The 19,700-nt window shown below is 69.9% G+C and carries 19 protein-coding genes; 12 read left to right on the top strand and 7 right to left on the bottom strand.

All coding sequences use genetic code 11. From position 1 onward, the window contains the following. The first annotated feature begins 76 nt into the window (after positions 1–76). The 4 genes from RC2_RS08745 to RC2_RS08730 are packed head-to-tail and all read left to right on the top strand — an operon-like array spanning position 77 to position 4,343. Positions 77–1,003: a carbohydrate ABC transporter permease gene (locus RC2_RS08745; protein WP_068153462.1), complete on the top strand. Its 927-nt coding sequence runs from the start codon at positions 77–79 to the stop codon at positions 1,001–1,003. Next, positions 1,000–1,872, top strand: a complete 873-nt coding sequence (locus RC2_RS08740; protein ID WP_072681288.1) for a carbohydrate ABC transporter permease — start codon at positions 1,000–1,002, stop codon at positions 1,870–1,872. The genes RC2_RS08745 and RC2_RS08740 overlap by 4 nt, the downstream gene beginning before the upstream one ends. A 41-nt stretch (positions 1,873–1,913) precedes the next feature. Then, on the top strand, positions 1,914–3,242 hold the full coding sequence (locus RC2_RS08735; protein ID WP_072681286.1) for an ABC transporter substrate-binding protein: 1,329 nt from the start codon (positions 1,914–1,916) through the stop codon (positions 3,240–3,242). A gap of 18 nt (positions 3,243–3,260) precedes the next feature. Beyond that, positions 3,261–4,343 (top strand): ABC transporter ATP-binding protein, encoded by a 1,083-nt coding sequence (locus RC2_RS08730; protein WP_072681284.1) that lies wholly within the window; start codon positions 3,261–3,263, stop codon positions 4,341–4,343. 21 nt (positions 4,344–4,364) lie between these two features. Here RC2_RS08730 and RC2_RS08725 read toward each other — a convergent pair whose 3' ends face one another. Further along, on the bottom strand, positions 4,365–6,344 hold the full coding sequence (locus tag RC2_RS08725) for a M13 family metallopeptidase (protein ID WP_072681282.1): 1,980 nt from the start codon (positions 6,342–6,344) through the stop codon (positions 4,365–4,367). A 237-nt stretch (positions 6,345–6,581) separates the two neighbouring features. On the opposite strand from RC2_RS08725, the gene RC2_RS08720 reads away from it, so the two are divergent. Both RC2_RS08720 and RC2_RS08715 read left to right on the top strand, forming a co-directional pair. Further along, the gene (locus tag RC2_RS08720; protein WP_082895326.1) at positions 6,582–8,006 is read left to right on the top strand and encodes a maltokinase N-terminal cap-like domain-containing protein; all 1,425 of its coding nucleotides are present in this window, start codon (positions 6,582–6,584) and stop codon (positions 8,004–8,006) included. After that, positions 8,003–8,791 carry a putative protein N(5)-glutamine methyltransferase gene (locus RC2_RS08715; protein ID WP_245811025.1) on the top strand — a complete coding sequence of 263 codons (789 nt, stop codon included), beginning with the start codon at positions 8,003–8,005 and terminating at the stop codon, positions 8,789–8,791. Before RC2_RS08720 ends, RC2_RS08715 begins: the two co-directional genes overlap by 4 nt. Here RC2_RS08715 and RC2_RS08710 read toward each other — a convergent pair. Next, positions 8,782–9,711, bottom strand: a complete 930-nt coding sequence (locus RC2_RS08710; protein ID WP_068144639.1) for a pirin family protein — start codon at positions 9,709–9,711, stop codon at positions 8,782–8,784. The two genes, RC2_RS08715 and RC2_RS08710, sit on opposite strands and share 10 nt — an antisense overlap. Before the next feature lie 195 nt (positions 9,712–9,906). On the opposite strand from RC2_RS08710, the gene RC2_RS18650 reads away from it, so the two are divergent. Beyond that, the gene (locus tag RC2_RS18650) at positions 9,907–10,269 is read left to right on the top strand and encodes a hypothetical protein (RefSeq protein WP_139277322.1); all 363 of its coding nucleotides are present in this window, start codon (positions 9,907–9,909) and stop codon (positions 10,267–10,269) included. Positions 10,270–10,383: 114 nt separating this feature from the next. Here RC2_RS18650 and RC2_RS08700 read toward each other — a convergent pair whose 3' ends face one another. Further along, on the bottom strand, positions 10,384–11,187 hold the full coding sequence (locus RC2_RS08700; RefSeq protein ID WP_068144634.1) for a UbiA family prenyltransferase: 804 nt from the start codon (positions 11,185–11,187) through the stop codon (positions 10,384–10,386). 15 nt (positions 11,188–11,202) lie between these two features. Beyond that, a complete protein-coding gene (locus RC2_RS08695) occupies positions 11,203–12,588 on the bottom strand; it encodes an NAD(P)/FAD-dependent oxidoreductase (protein WP_245811024.1) in 1,386 nt (461 codons plus the stop codon). Positions 12,589–12,712: 124 nt separating this feature from the next. On the opposite strand from RC2_RS08695, the gene RC2_RS08690 reads away from it, so the two are divergent. Further along, positions 12,713–13,495, top strand: coding sequence for a lysophospholipid acyltransferase family protein (locus RC2_RS08690; RefSeq protein ID WP_068144625.1), 783 nt, complete (start codon positions 12,713–12,715; stop codon positions 13,493–13,495). Between the two features lie 9 nt (positions 13,496–13,504). Here the strand turns inward: RC2_RS08690 and RC2_RS08685 are convergent, their stop codons facing one another. Then, positions 13,505–13,906 carry a VOC family protein gene (locus RC2_RS08685; protein WP_068144622.1) on the bottom strand — a complete coding sequence of 134 codons (402 nt, stop codon included), beginning with the start codon at positions 13,904–13,906 and terminating at the stop codon, positions 13,505–13,507. 93 nt (positions 13,907–13,999) lie between these two features. Between RC2_RS08685 and RC2_RS08680 the strand changes: the two genes are divergently transcribed. From RC2_RS08680 to RC2_RS08670, 3 genes are read left to right on the top strand one after another with little or no spacing between them, the layout of a single operon-like run. Beyond that, the gene (locus tag RC2_RS08680; protein ID WP_068144619.1) at positions 14,000–14,758 is read left to right on the top strand and encodes an SDR family oxidoreductase; all 759 of its coding nucleotides are present in this window, start codon (positions 14,000–14,002) and stop codon (positions 14,756–14,758) included. A 1-nt stretch (position 14,759) separates the two neighbouring features. Beyond that, positions 14,760–15,251, top strand: a complete 492-nt coding sequence (locus tag RC2_RS08675) for a metallophosphoesterase family protein (RefSeq protein WP_068144614.1) — start codon at positions 14,760–14,762, stop codon at positions 15,249–15,251. Then, positions 15,248–15,607, top strand: coding sequence for an RNA-binding S4 domain-containing protein (locus RC2_RS08670; RefSeq protein ID WP_068144612.1), 360 nt, complete (start codon positions 15,248–15,250; stop codon positions 15,605–15,607). The genes RC2_RS08675 and RC2_RS08670 overlap by 4 nt, the downstream gene beginning before the upstream one ends. A 60-nt stretch (positions 15,608–15,667) precedes the next feature. Here the strand turns inward: RC2_RS08670 and RC2_RS08665 are convergent, their stop codons facing one another. After that, entirely contained in the window at positions 15,668–16,825 is a 1,158-nt protein-coding gene (locus RC2_RS08665; protein ID WP_068144609.1) for an acyl-CoA dehydrogenase, read from the bottom strand. A gap of 151 nt (positions 16,826–16,976) precedes the next feature. On the opposite strand from RC2_RS08665, the gene RC2_RS08660 reads away from it, so the two are divergent. Next, entirely contained in the window at positions 16,977–19,004 is a 2,028-nt protein-coding gene (locus tag RC2_RS08660; protein ID WP_068144606.1) for an acyltransferase family protein, read from the top strand. Here the strand turns inward: RC2_RS08660 and RC2_RS08655 are convergent. Next, positions 18,988–19,671 (bottom strand): TetR family transcriptional regulator, encoded by a 684-nt coding sequence (locus RC2_RS08655; RefSeq protein ID WP_068144604.1) that lies wholly within the window; start codon positions 19,669–19,671, stop codon positions 18,988–18,990. The genes RC2_RS08660 and RC2_RS08655 overlap by 17 nt on opposite strands. Between the last annotated feature and the right edge of the window lie 29 nt (positions 19,672–19,700).

The raw sequence follows: 19,700 nt of genomic DNA, 5'->3' as shown, positions 1-19,700 counted from the left end.
ATCGGTGACAGCACTCCTCCCTCGGCGGGCGGCTTCTCGGAGCTCCCGGCGACCGGTCGGTCGGGGCCGACCCGTCGTGCAGCGGACGCTGCCGGATCTTCCTCCGGCGCAACGCTCTTTCCTGCGTCGTCCGTGGCGGGACTACGCCCTGTTCCTGGTGCTGGTGGGGCCGAATCTCGTTCTGCTCGGGGTCTTCACCTACCGGCCGCTGGTGGACAACATCCGGCTGTCCTTCTTCGACTGGAACATCAGCTCGCCGACCTCCACGTTCATCGGACTGGCGAACTACCGCGAGTGGTGGGGCCGAAGCGACACCTGGCAGATCGTCTCCAACACGGTCGTCTTCACGATCGCGGCCGTCGCGGGCAGCATGCTGCTCGGCCTGATCCTGGCGATGCTGCTCGACCGGAAGCTGCGGGGACGGAACGTCGTTCGCTCGGCCGTCTTCGCGCCGTTCGTCATCTCGGGCGCCGCGATCGGCGTGGCGTTCCAGTTCGTGTTCGACCCCAACTTCGGCCTGATCCAGGATCTGATGCGCCGCATCGGATTCGACAGCGTGCCGGACTTCTACCAGAGTCCCGGGTGGGCGCTGTTCATGGTGACGGTGACCTACCTGTGGAAGAACCTCGGCTACGCCTTCGTCATCTATCTCGCTGCGCTGCAGGGCCTCCGGCAGGATCTGACCGAGGCCGCGCAGATCGACGGCGCGAGTCGGTGGACCACGTTCCGCAAGGTCACCCTGCCGCAGCTGCGGCCCACGACGTTCTTCCTGTCGATCACGGTGATGCTCAACTCCCTGCAGGTCTTCGACATCATCAACGTCATGACCCGCGGTGGCCCCCTGGGCATCGGCACCACCACCATGGTCTACCAGGTGTACGAGGAGTCCTTCCGCAACTTCCGAGCCGGCTACGGCGCCACCGTCGCCACCGTCATGTTCCTGGTGCTGCTGATCATCACGGTGTTCCAGGTGCGAGTCATGGATCGAGGTGACGCACGATGACCGCCGCCACCACGCCGGTCCCGCCGGCACAGCTCGACGCGGACCGACGCCGCCGGCTCTCCAGCCTGTTCGGTTACGCCGCCATGGTCGTCGTCATCGTCATCATCGGGCTGCCGCTGTTCTGGATCGTCGTCACCTCGTTCAAGGAACGCGGTGACATCTACGTGCAGCCGTCGATCTGGTGGCCCAGCGTCTTCCGGCCGGAGAACTACGCGGACGCCACCTCGACCGTGCCGTTCTGGACCTTCCTGAAGAACTCGCTCATCATCACCAGCATCCTCGCGGTGGTGAAGTTCGTCCTCGGCGTGCTCAGTGCCTACGGCCTGGTGTTCCTGCGCTTCCCGGGCAAGACGATCGTCTTCCTCGTCATCATCGCCGCCCTCATGGTGCCGAACCAGATCACGGTCATCTCCAACTACGCCCTCGTCGCACAGTTGGGGTGGCGCAACACCTTCCAGGGGATCATCGTCCCGCTGGCCGGCGTGGCGTTCGGCACGTTCCTCATGCGCAACCACTTCCTGTCCATTCCGCAGGAGATCATCGAGGCCGCGCGCATGGACGCCGCCGGCCCCGTGCGATTGCTGTTCCGGGTGGTGCTGCCGCTCTCCGGCCCGACCATGGTCGCGTTCGCGACGATCACCGTGGTCAACGAGTGGAACGAGTACCTCTGGCCGTTCCTGATGTCCGACGATTCCTCCGTCGCACCGCTTCCGGTGGGTCTGACCCAACTGCAGAACAACGACGGCGTCACCAACTGGGGGCCGGTGATGGCCGGCACCGTCCTGACGATGATCCCCATCCTCATCGTGTTCCTCGCCCTGCAGCGACACATGATCAAGGGCCTGACCTCCGGCGCCGTCAAGGGTTGACCGGCCTTCCTCTCGCGCACACCACCAACACAGGAGTCGACATGCATCTCTCTCGTCGGGGTTTCCTCGGAGCCGCCGGAGCGGCGGGCGCCGTCGCGGCGAGCGCCGCCCTCACCGCCTGCGCCGGAACCAGTTCCACGTCGTCGTCCGGCTCGGGCTCGGGCGGGGACGCGAACACGATCACCTTCTGGTCGTCGCACCCCGGTAGCTCGAAGGACGTCGAGAACGAGCTCATCTCGCGCTTCCAGGCCGCCAACCCGGACCTGACGGTCCAGATGATCGACGGCGGCAAGAACTACGAGGAGATCGCGCAGAAGTTCAACGCTGCGCTCTCCGGTGGGTCGCTGCCCGACGTCGTCCTGCTCTCGGACGTCTGGTGGTTCAACTTCGCTCTGCTGGGCGCGATCTCGCCGCTGGACGATCTGTTCTCGCAGGCGGGGGTGAACACGAGCGAGTACGTCGATTCGCTGGTGGCCGACTACAACTGGAACGACAAGACGTGGGCTCTGCCCTACGCGCGGTCGACCCCGCTGTTCTACTACAACAAGGAGGTCTGGTCGGCGGCCGGACTGCCCGATCGCGGACCCGCCACCTGGCAGGAGTTCGACCAGTGGGGCCCGGAGCTGCAGCGCGTGGTCGGCAACGGCAAGCTCGCCCACGGGTGGGGCAACGCGGAGGACTACCTCGGCTGGACCTACGAGGGGCCGATCTGGACCTTCGGCGGCAGCTACTCCGACCAGTTCGACCTGAAGTTCACCGACGAGCGCACCATCGCCGCGGGCAACTTCCTGAAGGAGATGATCCACACCAAGAAGTACGCGGCCGTCTCCAACGACATCGCGAACGACTTCGGTGCGGGGCTGCTCGCCTCGACCATCGCCTCCACCGGTGACCTCTCCGGCATCACCGCCAATGCGAAGTTCGACTTCGGCACCGCGTTCCTGCCCGCCGAGGCCGGCACTCCCGGATGCCCCACCGGCGGAGCGGGTCTCGCGATTCCGGCGAACATCCCGGACGAGCGCAAGATCAACGCGCTGAAGTTCATCGACTTCGTCACCAACACCGAGTCGACGGTCTACTTCTCGCAGAACGTCGGCTACATGCCCGTGCGCAAGGCGGCCGCGACCGATCCGTCCGAGGTGGCGTTCCTCGAGCAGAACCCGCGGTCGCGCACCGCCGTGGACCAGCTCTCACGCACCCGCTCGCAGGACTATGCCCGCGTGTTCGTGCCCGGCGGCGACAAGATCATCGGCACCGGCCTCGAGCAGATCGCCCTGCAGAACGCCGACGTCGCCTCGACGTTCAGCGGCATGCAGGATCAGTTGCAGCAGATCATCGATCGCCAGATCACGCCCAAGCTGCCCAAGTAAGGAACGGGACCCACCACCATGGCTTCGGTCAACTTCGTCGGCACCACCCATCGCTACGCGGGCGCCCCGCACCCGTCGGTGGAGGGCCTCGACCTCGACATCGCCGACGGCGAGTTCCTGGTGCTCGTCGGCCCGTCGGGATGCGGGAAGTCGACGTCCCTGCGTATGCTCGCCGGCCTCGAGGCGGTCGAGAGCGGCCGCATCGAGATCGGCGGCAAGGACGTCAGCGGCCTCGCGCCGAAGGAACGCGACGTCGCCATGGTGTTCCAGAACTACGCGCTGTATCCCAACATGACCGTGGCGGACAACATGGGCTTCGCGCTCCGCAACGCGGGAATGAGCAAGGAGGACACCCGCTCTCGGGTCGAGGAGGCGGCTCGGATGCTCGAGCTCGAGCCGCTCCTCGACCGTCGGCCGGGCAAGCTGTCCGGTGGTCAGCGCCAGCGCGTCGCCATGGGGCGCGCGATCGTGCGCCGTCCCGAGGTGTTCTGCATGGACGAGCCGCTGTCGAACCTCGACGCCAAGCTGCGGGTGAGCACCCGCTCGCAGATCGCCGGACTGCAGCGGCGGCTGGGGACGACCACCGTCTACGTCACCCACGACCAGGTCGAGGCCATGACCATGGGCGACCGCGTCGCCGTGCTGAAGGCCGGGCATCTGCAGCAGGTCGCCAGTCCCCGTGAGCTGTACGCGAATCCGGTGAACGACTTCGTGGCGTCGTTCATCGGCTCGCCGGCCATGAACCTGCTCGAGGCCGACGCCCGGGACGGGCACGCCGTCCTGGGCGGTCTGCGCGTTCCGGTTCCGTCCGGGCACGGGGGCCGCATACTCGTCGGTGTGCGCCCGGAGAGCTGGGACCTGGTCGGCGAGAACGACTCCGAGTCCGTCGAACTGGTCACCGATCTCGTCGAGGAGCTCGGTGCCGAGTCCTTCGCCTATTCCACTCCGGCGGCCGACGCCGGGTGGACGGCGCGCGGCGGGCGCGTCGTGGTGCGGGTGGATCGCCGCACGGTGGTCGATCCGCGTCAGCGCCTGCGGGTTCGTCCGGCTCCGGACGAGGTGTTCTTCTTCGACGCGGAGTCCGGGGACCGCATTCGCTGACGCGGTCCCCGTGCCGCGCTGTCACCAGATGCGCACGCGCTCGGCCGGATCGAGGTACAGCGCGTCACCCTCGGTGACCCCGAACGCCTCGTGGAAGCTGTCGAGGTTCCGCACCACACCGTTGCAGCGGAACTCCGGCGGCGAGTGCGGATCGATGGACAGTCGGCGCAGGGCCTCGGCGTCGCGCGCCTTGGTGCGCCACACCTGCGCCCAGCCGAAGAACACGCGCTGCAGGCCCGTCAGCCCGTCGATCTCCGGTGCTTCGCGGCCCTCCAGTGAGATGCGGTAGGCCTCGACGGCGATGGACAGGCCCCCGAGGTCGCCGATGTTCTCACCGATCGTGAACTTGCCGTTGACGTGGTGGCCGGGCAGCGCCTTCGGCTCGAACGCGTCGTACTGATCGATGAGAGCCGTGGTACGCGTACCGAATTCGGCGCGGTCGCTGTCGGTCCACCAGTCCACGAGGTTGCCGTCCCCGTCGTACTTGGCGCCCTGGTCGTCGAACCCGTGGCCGATCTCGTGCCCGATCACCGCACCGATTCCGCCGTAGTTGGCGGCGTCGTCGGCGTCGGGATCGAAGAACGGGGGCTGCAGAATGGCGGCCGGGAACACGATCTCGTTCATGCCGGGGTTGTAGTAGGCGTTGACGGTCTGCGGGGTCATGAACCATTCGCCGCGGTCGACCGGCCCGCCGAGCTTGCCCAGATCGCGTCGGTACTCGAACTCGTAGCCACGCCGGTAGTTGCCCACCGGGTCCGCGGCGTCGATCTCGAGTGCGGAGTAGTCCCGCCAGGTGTCCGGGTAGCCGATCTTGGGGGTGAACCGATCGAGCTTGGCCAGGGCGGCGGTGCGGGTCTCCGGGCTCATCCACTCGAGGTCGGTGATGTTGCGGCGGTACGCCTCGACCAGATTCGCCACCAGGTCCTGCATCCGCGCCTTCGACTCCGGCGGAAAGTGCTGCTCGACGTACAGCTTTCCCACGGCCTCGCCCATGAGGTCCTGCACCAGGGACACGCCGCGCTTCCAGCGCTCGCGGTTCTCCTCGGTCCCGGTGAGCGTGCGGCCGTAGAAGTCGAAGTTCTCGTCGACCAGGTCGGCGGCGAGATACGGCGCCCGGGAGTGGACGATGCGCCAGGTGGCCCACGCCTTCCAGTCGTCGAGGCTGCGGCCGGACCATTCCTGCGCGACGGTGGTGACGAACGACGGCTGCCGCACCACCACCTCGGCCCACTGCTCCGGCGTGGCACCGGTGCCCGATACCCACGCCTCCCAGTCGAATCCGGGGGCCTCCGCGGTCAGGTCGGCCCACGAGCGGAGGTTGTAGGACAGGTCGGCGTCGCGCCGCTTCACGACGTCCCAGTGCCCGGCCGCCAGCGCCGTCTCCACCTCGAGGACGGTGGCCGCGTCGAAGGACGCCCCGGCGAGGGCGAACATGCGGTCGATGTGGGCGACGTACTTCTCCCGCAACTCGGCGTGGTCGTCACCGCGGTAGTAGGACTCGTCGGGCAGCCCGAGGCCGGACTGCGTGACGTGCATCAGGTAGCGATCGGACTGCTTGGAGTCGGTGTCGACGTAGTGCGCCAGGGCGCCGCCGACGCCCGTGCGGGCCAGGCCGCCCAGGACCTGCGCGAGGGCCGCGCGGTCCGTGGCGTCGGCGACCGCCGCGAGCTCGTCGGCGATCGGGGAGACGCCCGCGGCCTCGATCGCCTCGGCGTCCATGAAGGCGGCGTAGAGGTCGCCGATCTTGGCGGCGTCGCTGCCCGGCGCCGGGTTCGATGCGGCGCACTGGGTCACGATGTCGCGGACGTGTTCCTCGGCGCGGTCGTACAGGGTGCGGAACGCTCCGTCGACGGCTCGGTCGGCCGGGATCTCGTACTCGGCGAGCCACCGTCCGTTGACGTGCTCGAACAGGTCGTCCTGCGCACGGGTGGACGGGTCGACCCAGGCCAGGTCGAGGCCGGACGGGCGGGATTCGCGGGTGGGGGACTCTGCCGTGGTCATGGCCCCCATCCTGCCGAAAGCCTGCGAGCCCCGCACGGGCGTGGTGGCCCGCAGGTCGACCGTCCGGACGGGATCCCGGCGATCCGGCCGGGCTGCGGGCGCCGGCGCCCGCGACTTTTCACACACGATCGCCCCGAATCCCGCGGATCCGCCGAATCCCGCCCGATCGTGTGGCAGAACTCGCGCGGGGTCGGGGCTCGGGGTGCACGGGACGGCATTTCCGGGTACAGGTGGGCCATGTCTTCCTCGACGCCGTCCGCGCCGGAACCGTCCACCCCGGCCGAGTCCGCGACCCCGGAGCCCGAGGCCACCGCTCCGGCGTCCCCCACCGACGCGGAGCTCGCGGCCGCTCTGGGTCCCTGGCTGCCCGGGCAACGGTGGTTCTCGGCCAAGGGCCACACGGTGACCGGCGTGGACGTCCTCGCCCGCGAGACCCTGGCGACGACGGCGGACCTCACCGTCGTGCACCTGCTGGTCGAGGTGCACCTCGAGGGCGCCGACTCCCAGATGTTCCAGGTTCCGGTGGGTGTCCGCACCGAGGTCGACGAGGACCTGGAGTCCGCGGTCCTGCTCCGCACGGACGGCGCGGTGGTCTACGACGGTCTGCGTGATCCGGCGGTGATCGGTGTGCTGTCGGACCTCCTCGCGACGGGCGGGACCGGCGATGTGCGGTTCCTCGCGGTTCCCGGTGCGGATCTGCCGACGGGCCTGCCCGGCCGCGTGCTGGGAGCCGAGCAGTCCAACACCTCGGTGATCGTGGGAGATCGGTTCCTGCTCAAGCTGTTCCGCCGCGTGGCCGTGGGCGTGAACCCGGACGTCGAGTTGCACCAGGCGCTGGGCCGGGCCGAGAGCGCGCACGTGGCGACGCTGCGCGGGTGGATCGAGGCCGACGTCCGGCACGACGAGACGACCCTCGGCATGATGCAGGACTTCGTCTCCGGCGCATCCGAAGGCTGGACCGCCGCGCTCGAGGCGGTGGACGCCGTGCTGGCCGCCGGCGACCTCGGCGCCGGGGACTTCACCGGGGAGGCGCGCTCGCTCGGGGGCGCGGTGGCGTCGGTGCACCGTGACCTGGCCCGCGTTCTCGGCACCTCGATCGCGCCCGCCGCCGAGACCACGGCCGCCATCTCCGCCCGGGTCGAGTCCGCGTTGCCCGTGGTCGAGGGGCTCGACGCCGCGCTGCCGCGGGTTCGGGCGCTCATCGAGGCCGCGGGGGAAGCCGCCGTCGACACGCAGCGCATTCACGGCGATCTGCATCTGGGTCAGGTGCTGCGGACCCCGGAGCGGTGGGTTCTCATCGACTTCGAGGGCGAGCCGTCGCGCAGTGTCGAGGAGCGTCGGACGCCGGACAGTCCGCTGCGCGACGTCGCCGGCATGGTCCGCTCCGTCGACTATGCCGCCATGAGCCGTGTGGTCGACCTCCCCGAGGACTCCGCACGGGCGGCGGCGGAGCGCCTCGCACGGGAGTGGGTGGACCGCACGGTCACCGCGTTCCTCGACGGGTACGCCGCGGAGGCGGGACGCGATCCGCGCGACACCCTCGCGCTGCTCCGCGCCTACGAGCTGGACAAGGCGGTGTACGAAGCGGTGTACGAGGCCCGGAACCGGCCGGGTTGGCTGAGCATTCCGATGCACGCGATCGAGCGGCTCGTCGACGGGTGACCGCGCCCGACGACGACCCGGCAGCGCCGCTGCGCCCCGCGGAGCTGACGGCGCAGTTGCGTCGGGCCGGGTGCGTATACGCCGAGGACGAGGCGCGACTGCTTCGAACGGAGGCGCCGGACGACGACGTGCTGCGAAACTGGGTGCGCCGCCGCGTGGCGGGCGAGCCGCTCGAGACGATCGTCGGCTGGGCCGAGTTCCACGGGCACCGTGTCGTGGTCGAACCGGGGGTGTTCGTCCCCCGACGTCGCACCGAGGCGCTCGTCGACGTGGCCCGCGGACTGGTGGGGCCGGGCGCCGTGGTGGTCGATCTGTGCTGCGGGTCCGGCGCCATCGGGCTTGCGCTGACCGACGTCGCGACGGTCCACGCTGCGGACGTCGACCCCGTGGCCGTCGCGTGTGCCCGCCGAAACCTGCCCCCGGACAGGGTGTTCGAGGGCGACCTCTTCGATCCTCTGCCCGCCGAGCTGCGCGGTCGCGTCGACGTCGTCTGCGCCAACACCCCCTATGTGCCGTCCGCCGCGGTGGCGTCGATGCCGCGGGAAGCGCGTGACAGCGAGCCGCGCGGCACCCTCGACGGAGGACCGGACGGCCTGGACGTCCAGCGCCGCGTCGCCGTCGAGGTGGTCCGGTGGTTGACGCCCACCGGATCACTGCTCGTCGAGACCTCCGCGGCGCAGGCCGACGCCGCGGCAGCGATCATGCGTGCGTCGGGCCTGCGTTCGCGGATTCACCACGACGACGAACGGGACGCCACCGTGGTGATCGGCTCCGCTCAGGGTTGACCGAACCGCCCGGACTGGAAGTCCTCGAAGGCCTGCAGCACCTCGGCCTTCGTGTTCATCACGAACGGGCCGGCCATGGCGATGGGCTGGCGGATCGGCTCCCCGCCGAGCAGGAAGACCTCGAGCGGTTCGGGACCGTCGGACGCGGCGACGGTGAGTGTGTCCCCGGACCCGAAGACGGTGGTCTGCCCCGTACGGACCGGCCGACGCTCGTCGCCGACGGTGCCGGATCCGGCCAGCACGTAGGCGATCGCGTTGTAGCGAGAGTTCCACGGCACGGTCACCGACGCTCCGGGCGCCACGGTGGTGTGGGACAACGTGATCGGGGTGTGCGTGGATCCCGGCCCGGCGTGCCCGTCTATCTCACCGGCGATGACGCGGATCAGCGCGCCGCCGTCGGGACTCGACAGCAGCGCGACCCGACCGCCCGTGATGTCCTGGTAGCGCGGAGCGGCCATCTTGTTCTCCCGCGGGAGGTTGACCCACAGCTGGACCCCGTGGAACAGCCCACCGGACACCACCAGCTGCTCCGGCGGGGCTTCGATGTGCAGGATGCCGCTGCCGGCGGTCATCCATTGCGTGTCGCCGCCGGTGATGGAACCACCGCCACCGTGCGAGTCCTGGTGATCCATGATCCCGTCGATCATGTAGGTGACGGTCTCGAAGCCCCGGTGCGGATGCCACGGCGTGCCCTTCGGCTCGCCGGGGGCGTAGTTCACCTCGCCCATCTGGTCCATGTGGATGAACGGGTCGAGGCGTGCCAGGTCGATCCCGGCGAATGCCCGTCGCACCGGAAAACCTTCGCCTTCGTAGCCGGTGGGAGCAGTGGTCACGGTGCGAATCGGACGGGGGACGGCGGTCGGGCTCGGCGTGTCGAGGCGCGGGAGGGCGAGGACGTTGTCGACGGTCACGGCGGGCATGGGGTTCCTCCTGGTTCCGATGATCCGTCATATGATTGACGAGTCAACTATATGTCACCGAACCCGGCCCCGATCGAATTTGTTCCTTCCCGAAACGCCCGGCACCGATCACAATGAGATGACGATCGAGGTGTGACAAATTAAGAAGCGGGAACCCTCGACGGTCGGGGAAGAGCAGGAACGCAGGAGGTCGCAATGACTACCGTCACCGAACGATCCGAGTCGGCCGCGGAGGACGCGGAGGACGCGGATGCGGAGGACACGGACGCAGCCGTCGACTCCGGCGTCGAGAACGAGGTCGCCACCGACGGCAGGAACGATGCCGACGGCCCGGCGTTGCGAGTCGGCGCCCGTGTGCGTGCGGTCTCGGGCGACACGAGCGCCGACACCGACACCACCGCGGTGCTCGGCACCGTCGTCGACGACTACGCCGGCACCTTGACCGGTGACACCGGCGGCCGCACTTGGGCCGTTCCCCACCGCTGGGCCGTGGCCCTCGACGACGGGCGATTGGTGTTCCGCGACGACGACGATCTCGAGGTCGTCGACGGCGCGTAGCCGTCGGTTGTCGGGCGGTGACGAGCACCGCTGCGCTCGGGCGGTGACGAGCACCGCTGCGCTCAGGCGGTGACGAGCACCGCTGCGCTCAGGCGGTGACGAGCACCGCTGCGCTCAGGCGGTGACGAGCACCGCCACGTCCACCGCGGCGATCGCGATCGCAGCCTGGAACGGCCGCCGTCCGGACCCCGTCAGCGCCACCAGCGCGCACACCCCCACGGCGACGAGGGCGAGTATCCCGACGGCGTCGAACCCGCGGGCCCCGCCCACGCCGACGATGGACGCGAGCGACAATGCGCCGACGGCGGTCGGTGCGACGGCGGCCGGGGGCAGCCGGTGGGGGAACCCGGAGATGCCCGTCGCACGGTCGTCGGCGAGGTCGGGCAGCACGTTCACCAGGTGCGCGCCGAACCCCAGCATCGCTCCCACGGCGATCATCCAGGCCGGAGGGAGCTCGTCGACGGTGGCGAGGGACACCACCGCCGGCAGAGCGCCGAACGCCACCGTGTAGGGAAGCCAGGACAGCACCGTCGACTTCACCCCGGCGTTGTACGCGAACGCGGCCCCCACGCCCAGCACGAGATGCAGCACCCCGGGTAGCAGGCCGAGCAGCAGCGACGTCGCCACGCAGACGATCGCGGACGAGGCGATCGCACGCCGAACGACGCTGCGCGACAACGTATCCCGCGCCAACGGCTTGTCCGTCCGCCCCACGACGCGGTCACGGTCGGCGTCGAGGAGGTCGTTGGTCCACCCGGTCAGCAGTTGCCCACTGGCGACGGCCACCACCAGGGCGGCCAGCTGCACGGACGTCACGCCGAACCGCACGGCCAGTGCGGCGGCGATGGCCGTGACGGCCACCGCCGGGCCCGGGTGGGAGGCGATCAGGAGCGACTTCGCGCGAGACGGTTCGCTCATGGACCCAGCCTAGAGTCAGCCGGCGAGCTGCTCCGGCCGCGCGGGGGCCTCACGCTCGGCGCGGGCGTCCTCGAGCGACACCAGACGCCCGAGGGCCAGTCGCGCCTCGGTCTGCTGGTGCGTCACGGTGAGCTGGGTCCTGGTGCGGCCCAGGAACGTCCACGCCCAGTTGCACACCGTGGTCAGGCGGCTCTTGAAGCCGACCACGTACGCCACGTGGACCACCAGCCACAGGAGCCAGGCGAGGAACCCCGTGAGCTCGACCGGGCCCACCTGCGCGACGGCCGAGAAGCGCGACACCGTCGCCATGCTGCCCTTGTCGCGGTAGCGGAAGGGGCGACGCTCGGGAGCGGGCCGACCCTTCGCGGCGGCCTTCACCTCGTCCGCGATGACGCGTGCGGCGTACCGACCACCCTGGATCGCCACCTGCGCGACACCCGGCAGGCCGTCGAGCGCCATCATGTCGCCGACGACGAACACGTTCGGCAGCCCCGGCACGGTCAGGTCCGGATTCACGAGAAGTCGCCCGGCACGGTCGATCTCGGCATCCGACTTCTCCGCCAGCATCGCGCCGAGCGGGCTGGCCGACACACCGGCGGACCACACCTTGGTGGCCGCCTCGATGCGCCGCTCGGTGCCGTCCGCGGCACGGACCACCAGGCCGTCGGCGTCGACGTCGGTGACCGCGGCGTTCAGGGTCACCTCGACTCCGAGGGACTCGAGGCGGCGTCGCGCGTGCTCGCCGAGGGAATCCGCGAAGGGCGGCAACACCTTCGGTGCGGCATCGAGGAGGACGATCCGGGCGTCACGGGGGTCGATCGTGCGGAAGGTACCGGCGAGGGTCCGCTTGGACAGCTCGGCGATCTGGCCGGCCATCTCCACGCCCGTCGGGCCGGCGCCGACGACGACGAACGTCAGCAGGCGGGCGCGCTCGGCGGGGTCGGTGGCGAGTTCGGCCGCGTCGAAGGCGTTCATGATGCGGCCGCGGAGCTCGAGGGCGTCGTCGAGAGTCTTCATGCCGGGCGCGAACTCGGCGAAGTGGTCGTTGCCGAAGTACGACTGGCCGGCGCCGGCCGCGACGATCACGCTGTCGTACGGCGTCACGGTGATGCGGCCGCGGTGCACCGAGGTCACGGTGCGGGTGCTCGGGTCGATATCGGTGACGTTCCCGATGAGCACGTTGGCGTTGCGCTGGTCCCGGAGCACGATGCGGGTCGACGGCGCGATCTCGCCCTCGGACAGGATGCCGGTGGCCACCTGATAGAGCAGCGGCTGAAACAGATGGTGGGCGGTGCGCGCGACCAGAGTGACCTCCACGTCGCTGCGACGCAGGGCCTTGGTGGCGAAGAGGCCACCGAAACCGGAACCGACGACGACGACGCGATGCGGGGTTGCGTTCACGGGTGCGTGCACCTTTCCATGTCCGTACAAAGACGGGGTCTCCGCCTGTGACCCAGACCATACACGGCTCGCTCGAAATGTCAGAACAAACAGCGGAGCCTGCGGTGACGCATAGGATTCGGACATGGATCGTCCCGTGGTCGCGCTGGAGAACGCCGACGCCGTCTACGACTACTACCTCGCCCATCAGCAGAATCGGCGGGTCGCGCGCCTGGCCTACGGCGCGCTCGCGAGCCGCTTCCGACCGCGGGTGCACTACGGGGTGGGTGCCCGTGAGCAACTCCGGAGTCTGATCTACGACGACCGTCGACTGATCATCGCCGTGAACCACGTCAGCGACACCGATCCGTACACCGTGGCGGCGGCGGCGTGGTCCAGCGCGCTGCGCCCGGTGATCGGCCGGACGCGCGTCCTGGCGAAGGACGAGCTGTTCGTCGAGACCGAACCGGGGCGTACGCGCGGGCGCGCCGCGCTCGCCGAGAGAGCGTCCCAGCGCCGTCGGATCGACATGATGGGCGGAATACCGGTGTTCCGCGGCAAGGACCACGGACTGCGGGCTGCGGCGCGCGCCGGGAACCTGATGATGGACGTCTGCGCGGAACGCCTGCGGCGGGGCGACGACCTCGCGGTGTTCCCCGAGGGCACGTGCAACGACGGCGACCCGGCGGTGCTGCAGCACGTCGGCAGCGGCATCGGCCACATGGTCGCGCGCGCCCGGGCGAAGGACGTCGACCCGACCCTGGTGGTGATGGGCCTGCACTACGGCCCGCCGCCGGGGCGCTTCCGCGGCGCGAGCGTGCACATCGACGTGCCGGACCTGACGCTGCCGGAGAAGCCGATCACCATCGCTCGCACCGTCGCCGAGTACCTCCAGGTCGCCGTCGAACTCTCGGTGAGCGAGTACTGACGAGCCGACTCAGCCGGCGATGTTCACCATCCAGCCGATGCCGTGGCGATCGGTGAGCATGCCGAAGGTGTCGCCCCACGGCGCCTTCTCCAGCGGTACCCCCGGGGTGGCGCCGTCGGACAGACCGTCCCACCAGCGCCGGAGATCGGCCTCGTCGTCGCCGCTGAGCGAGACGGTGCCGTTGGTGGACACCGACATCGACGACGGCGTGTCCGCGCCCATGAGCAGGAAGCCGGTGGGTGTCTCGAGCTGGGCGTGCATGACCAGATCGTTCTCGGCGGGCTCGACCGGCATGCCGAACTCGCCGAACGTGGACACGGTCAACTCGCCGCCGAAGACGTCCCGGTAGAACTCCATGGCCTCGCGTGCGGTGTCGCGGAAGGACAGGTAGGGGTTGAGTCGCGAGGACATGACGAACGCCTTTCCGTCGGGGCGCGCCGGGTGCGCTGATAGAAAGAACGAGAGCCGACGCGGGTTTCGGTGCCGAACGACGAAAGGGTAGCTGTGAGCGATCAGGTCAGGACGGCAATCGTCACGGGAAGTGCGCGCGGAATCGGTGCAGCCGTGGCCAAGCGGCTCGCGGCGGACGGGTACGGCGTGGCCGTGGTCGATCTCGACGAGTCGGCATGCGCCACCACTGTCGACGCCATCACCGCGGCGGGTGGCCAGGCCATCGGGGTCGGGGCGAACGTCGCCGACGAGCAGTCCGTCGTTTCGGCGGTCGAGCGCATCGCGACCGACTTCGGCAAGCCCACGATTCTGGTCAACAACGCCGGCATCCTGCGCGACAACCTGCTGTTCAAGATGTCGGTCGACGACTGGGACGCCGTGCTGGGCGTGCACCTGCGCGGCGCCTTCCTCATGTCCCGCGAGGTGCAGAAGCACCAGGTCGAGGAGAAGTGGGGCCGCATCGTGAACCTGTCGTCGACGTCGGCGCTGGGCAACCGCGGTCAGGCCAACTACGCCGCGGCGAAGGCCGGCATGCAGGGCTTCACCAAGACGCTCGCCATCGAGCTGGGCCGCTACAACGTGACGGTCAACGCGATCGCTCCGGGGTTCATCGAGACCGAGATGACCGCCGCGACGGCCGAGCGGGTCGGCGTGCCCTTCGAGGACTTCAAGAAGGGGGCGGCGTCGCAGATCCCCGTGAACCGCGTCGGTCAGCCCGAGGACATCGCGCACACCGCCTCGTTCTTCTGCAGCGAGGGAGCCGGATTCGTGTCCGGTCAGGTGGTCTACGTCGCCGGCGGTCCGAAGGACTGACATGCAGGTGCTGCTCCTCGCCGACACCCACGTCCCCACCCGCGCGAAGGATCTCCCCGCGCCGGTGTGGGCCGAGGTGGACCGCGCCGACCTGGTGATCCATGCCGGTGACTGGATGACGGTGGAGCTGTATCACGCACTGCGCGAACGGGCCTCGGATCTCATGGCCTGCTGGGGCAACAACGACGGCGACGATCTCCGGGCGCTGGTTCCGGAGGTCGATCGCCGCACCGTCGAGGGCGTCCGCGTCGCCGTCGTGCACGAGACGGGGGCGAAGGCCGGACGCGAGAAGCGTGCGGACGCTGCGTATCCCGACGTCGACCTGCTGGTCTTCGGCCACAGTCACATTCCGTGGGACACGGTCACCGAGCGCGGGATGCGGTTGCTCAATCCGGGGTCGCCGACCGACCGGCGTCGTCAACCGGCGTGTACGTACATGACGGTGCGCCTGGCGGACAACGGGATTCACGACGTCCGGCTGGTGTCGCTGTGACCCGCGTGGACGCCTGGACCTGGTCGGTACGGCTGTTCAAGACCCGCTCGGCGGCGGCGTCGGCGTGCCGGGGCGGGCACGTGAAGATCAACGGCGCCACCGCGAAACCCGCGCAACCGGTGGTGCCCGGCGACGAGGTGCGGGTGTGGGCGGGCGGACGCGAACGCATCGTGGAGGTGGCCCGGCTGGTGAGCAAGCGGGTGGGCGCCCCCGCCGCGGCGGAGTGCTACGTCGACCGGAGCCCGCCGCCCCCGCCGAAGGAGTTGTTCGCGGCGGTGCCGGTGCGGGATCGGGGCGCCGGGCGGCCGACCAAGCGGGATCGGCGGGAGATCGACCGGCTTCGGGGCCAGGCCTGACGATGTCGGTGCAGTGGTCCACCGTGACGGTGGACCACTGCACCGAGACGTCGGGAGGGGTCAGCGCAGCAGCGCGCGCGACATCACGACGCGCTGAATCTGGTTGGTGCCCTCGTAGATCTGCGTGATCTTCGCGTCGCGCATCATGCGCTCGACGGGGAAGTCGCGGGTGTAGCCGGCGCCGCCGAAGAGCTGCACGGCGTCGGTGGTGACCTTCATGGCGACGTCCGAGGCGAAGCACTTGGACGCGGAGGAGATGAAGCCGAGGTTCTTCTCGCCCCGCTCGGCGCGCGCGGCGGACGAGTACACCATCAGGCGCGCGGCCTCGATTTCCATCGCCATGTCGGCGAGCATGAACTCGACACCCTGGAACGAGCTGATCGGCTTGCCGAACTGCTTGCGCTCCTTGACGTACGCGAGGGCGGCGTCGAGCGCGCCCTGAGCGATGCCGACGGCCTGGGCGCCGATGGTCGGGCGGGTGTGGTCGAGCGTGGCCAGCGCGGTCTTGAAGCCGGTGCCGGGCTCGCCGATGATGCGGTCGCCGGGGATGCGGCAGTTCTCGAAGTACAGCTCGCGGGTGGGGCTGCCCTTGATGCCGAGCTTGCGCTCCTTCTCGCCGACCGAGAAGCCCTCGTCGTCCTTGTGGACCATGAAGGCGGAGATGCCGTTGGCCTTCTTCTCCGGGTCGGTGACGGCCATGACGGTGTACCAGCTGGACTTGCCGGCGTTGGTGATCCAGGCCTTGGTGCCGTTGAGGATCCAGTCGTCACCGTCGGCCTTCGCGCGGGTCTTCATGCCCGCGGCGTCGGAGCCGGCCTCGCGTTCGGACAGTCCGTAGGACGCCATCTCACCCTCGGCGATGGACGGCAGCACCTTCTGCTTCAGCTCGTCGCTGCCGTTCAGGATCAGACCCATGGTGCCGAGCTTGTTCACGGCAGGAATCAGCGAGGACGACCCGCAGACGCGGGCGACCTCCTCGATCACGATGCAGGCCGCGATGGAGTCCGCGCCCTGGCCGCCGAACTCGTCGGGCACGTGAATGGCGTTGAAGCCCGAGGCGTTGAGGGCCTTCAGGGCCTCCTCCGGGAAGCGCTCGTTCTCGTCGACGTCGGCCGCGTGCGGCGCGATCTCCTTCTCGGAGAGCGAGCGGATGGCCTCCCGGAGCTCGTTGTGCTCGTCGGGAAGCTGGAACAGGTCGAAGTCGGGGTTGCCGGCCATGGGGGCTCCTTGTCGAATGTGGCACTCGGTGCCGAGGGTTGAGGTCACCTTACCAGCGATCCCCTCGGACCATCCAGTCCCTGATGGCACGCGATGCCAAACCGGGCGCGGCCGGTATTCTGGGTCGACCAAGCGATCGAGAGGTGGGTGCATGACCGCCGACGTCGATCGGGCCTCGACCGCCCCCGCCACGGTCCGCACCGCCGTCCACCGCACCGACCTGGACGGCCTGCGCGGTCTCGCCATCGCGCTGGTGGTCGTGTTCCACATCTGGTTCGGACGGGTGTCCGGCGGCGTCGACGTCTTCCTCGTTCTGTCCGGCTTCTTCTTCACGGCGATGGTCCTCCGGCGGGCCGAGTCCGGCGCCCTCGGTGCCGTCGTCCCCCGCACGACCCGGCGGTTGTATCCCGCGATGGCGGTGGTGCTGCTCGCCGTGGGGCTCTGGACCGCGACTGTGCTGCCGTTCACGACGTGGGACGCGACGACGCGGCAGGTCCTCGCCACGCTGGCCCAGGTCCAGAACTGGGAACTCGCCACCACCGCGTCGGACTACGCGGCCGCGGACGCGTCGGTGAGCCCACTGCAGCACCTGTGGTCGATGTCGGTGCAGGCGCAGTACTACGCGGTGGCGATCCTGCTGGTCGCCGCGATCGTGGCCCTCGCCCGACGCGCCGGACGGCCGGAAGCGGTGCGGCCGATGCTGATCGGAACCCTGCTGGTGACGACGGTGGCGTCGTTCGGATACGCGACGCACATCGGTGCCCTGCGGCAGGGCTGGGCGTACTACGACACCGCGGCCCGGTTCTGGGAACTCGGGGTGGGTGCGCTCGCCGGTCTGCTGATCGGGCGGATCGTGCTGAGCGGCCGCATCCGCGCCGCGCTCGGTGTCGCCGGGTTCCTCGTGGTGTGTCTCGGCGGGGTCGTGATCGACGGCGCGGCGCACTTCCCCGGTCCGTGGGCGCTGGTGCCGGTGGGCGCTGCGCTGGCCGTGATCCTGGCCGGCGCCGATCCCGACTCCCCGACGACGGTCACGCGGCTCCTCGGTTCGCGCCCCCTGCTCTTCCTCGGTTCCATCGCCTACCCGCTGTACCTGTGGCACTGGCCGATCCTCATCGCCGTCCTCGACGCCGGCGCGACCGTGAACCCGCTGACCGGCGCGGTGATCGTCGCGGCCTCGGTGATCCTCGCGGTCCTCACTCGGAACGTCGTCGAACGACGGGTGACCGACGGGTCCCGCGTGGCCGTCCGTGCCGTCGTCGTCGGAGTCCTGGTGCTCGCCCTCACGGCAGGCGGCTGGCAGAGCTACCTGCAGCGGACGACGGGTCCGACCGCGTCGGACCTCGATCCGAGGCTGTATCCGGGTGCTTCCGCGCTCACGGACGGCGTCCCGGTGCCCGACGCGCCGATGCGCCCGTCCGTTCTCGACGCCGCGATGGACCTTCCGCAGTCCACGCTCGACGGGTGCATCGCCGACATGACCGAGCGCGAGGTGATCACGTGCACCTACGGCGACCCGAACGGCGATCGCACTCTCGCGCTGGCGGGGGGTTCGCACGCCGAACACTGGCTCCCGGCGCTCGACGAGATCGGCCGCGCCCGCGGCGTCGCCGTGGTGACCTACCTGAAGATGGGCTGCCCACTGGACGTCGGGGAACCGCGGCTGCTGGACGACAACCCCTACCCGGACTGCCGCGACTGGTCGGAGGACGTCCTCACGCGACTCGCCGACGCGCGGCCCGACTGGGTCGTCACGACGTCGACACGGCCCTCGCCCACGGAGTTCGGCGACGTCACCCCGAGTGCGTACACCGACGTGTGGGCGCGCCTCGAGGCAGCCGGTCTGCCCGTGATCGGTATCCGCGACACCCCGTGGCTCAGCGTCGACGGTGTTCCCTACCGCGCTGCGGACTGCATCGCCGACGGGGGAGACGCCGACTCCTGCGGGCTGCCGCGATCCGAGGTGCTCGCGGAGGTCGATCCGGCGGTGGCCGCCTCGGCACCGTTCCCCGGTGTGGTGCCCGTGGACTTCTCCGACGCGGTGTGCGGCCCCGAGCGGTGTCGTGCGGTGGAGGGAAACGTGCTGGTCTACCACGATTCCCATCACCTGTCGGCCTCCTACGTCCGGACCCTGGTGCCGGTGGTGGACCGCACGATCGGCGACGTCACTCGGTGGTGGTGACGGTCCCGAAGTGTCGGGCGAGGACGGCGGTGACGTCGTCCGGATTGACCCCGGCAGGCAGGATCGCCACCGTCGGGCCCGTCGACGACGCCGGTGCGGTGAAGCGCGCCCGGACGGCGGCGAGTGCGGCCCGGACGTCGGCGGCGGAGACGGCCGTCGCGTCCCGCAGCCACCGGCGAAGTAGATAGTTGTGCGTGGCCGTCACGGCCGCGGCGAACTGCACGGTGGTCAGCGGGTCGGCGTCCGGTGTGCGGTCCCGGAGGGTGCCGACGAAGACCTGCTCGTACCGCAGCACCATCACCAGTTCCCGCTCGCGGAGCGCCGGCACGGCCTGCACGACGCGGTACCGCCGACGTGTGGTGTCGGGGGTGCCGGCGAAGCGCTCGTAGACCTGCGCCGCGGCGTCGCAGACGGCGTCGTACGGGGGAAGTTCACTGCGGGCGAGGAGGTCTCGTACCGCGGCGAGGGTCACGTCGTGGTCGACGAAGACCACGTCGTCCTTCGAGCGGAACTGACGGAAGAACGTCCGACGCGAGATGCCGGCTCGGTCCGCGATCTGGTCGACGGTGGTGGCGTCGAAGCCGCGCCTCTCGAAGAGTTCGAGCGCCGCACTCATGACGTCGAGTCGGAATCGGTCCGTTTCGCCGGACTCGTCGTGGGCGGGCACGGGATCACGGTAGCGTGCAGCCGGGCAGG

Source organism: Rhodococcoides corynebacterioides NBRC 14404 (assembly GCF_001894765.1).
In the GTDB taxonomy this organism is placed as follows: Bacteria; Actinomycetota; Actinomycetes; order Mycobacteriales; family Mycobacteriaceae; genus Rhodococcoides; species Rhodococcoides corynebacterioides.
This window is presented reverse-complemented; position numbering and strand designations above follow the sequence as displayed.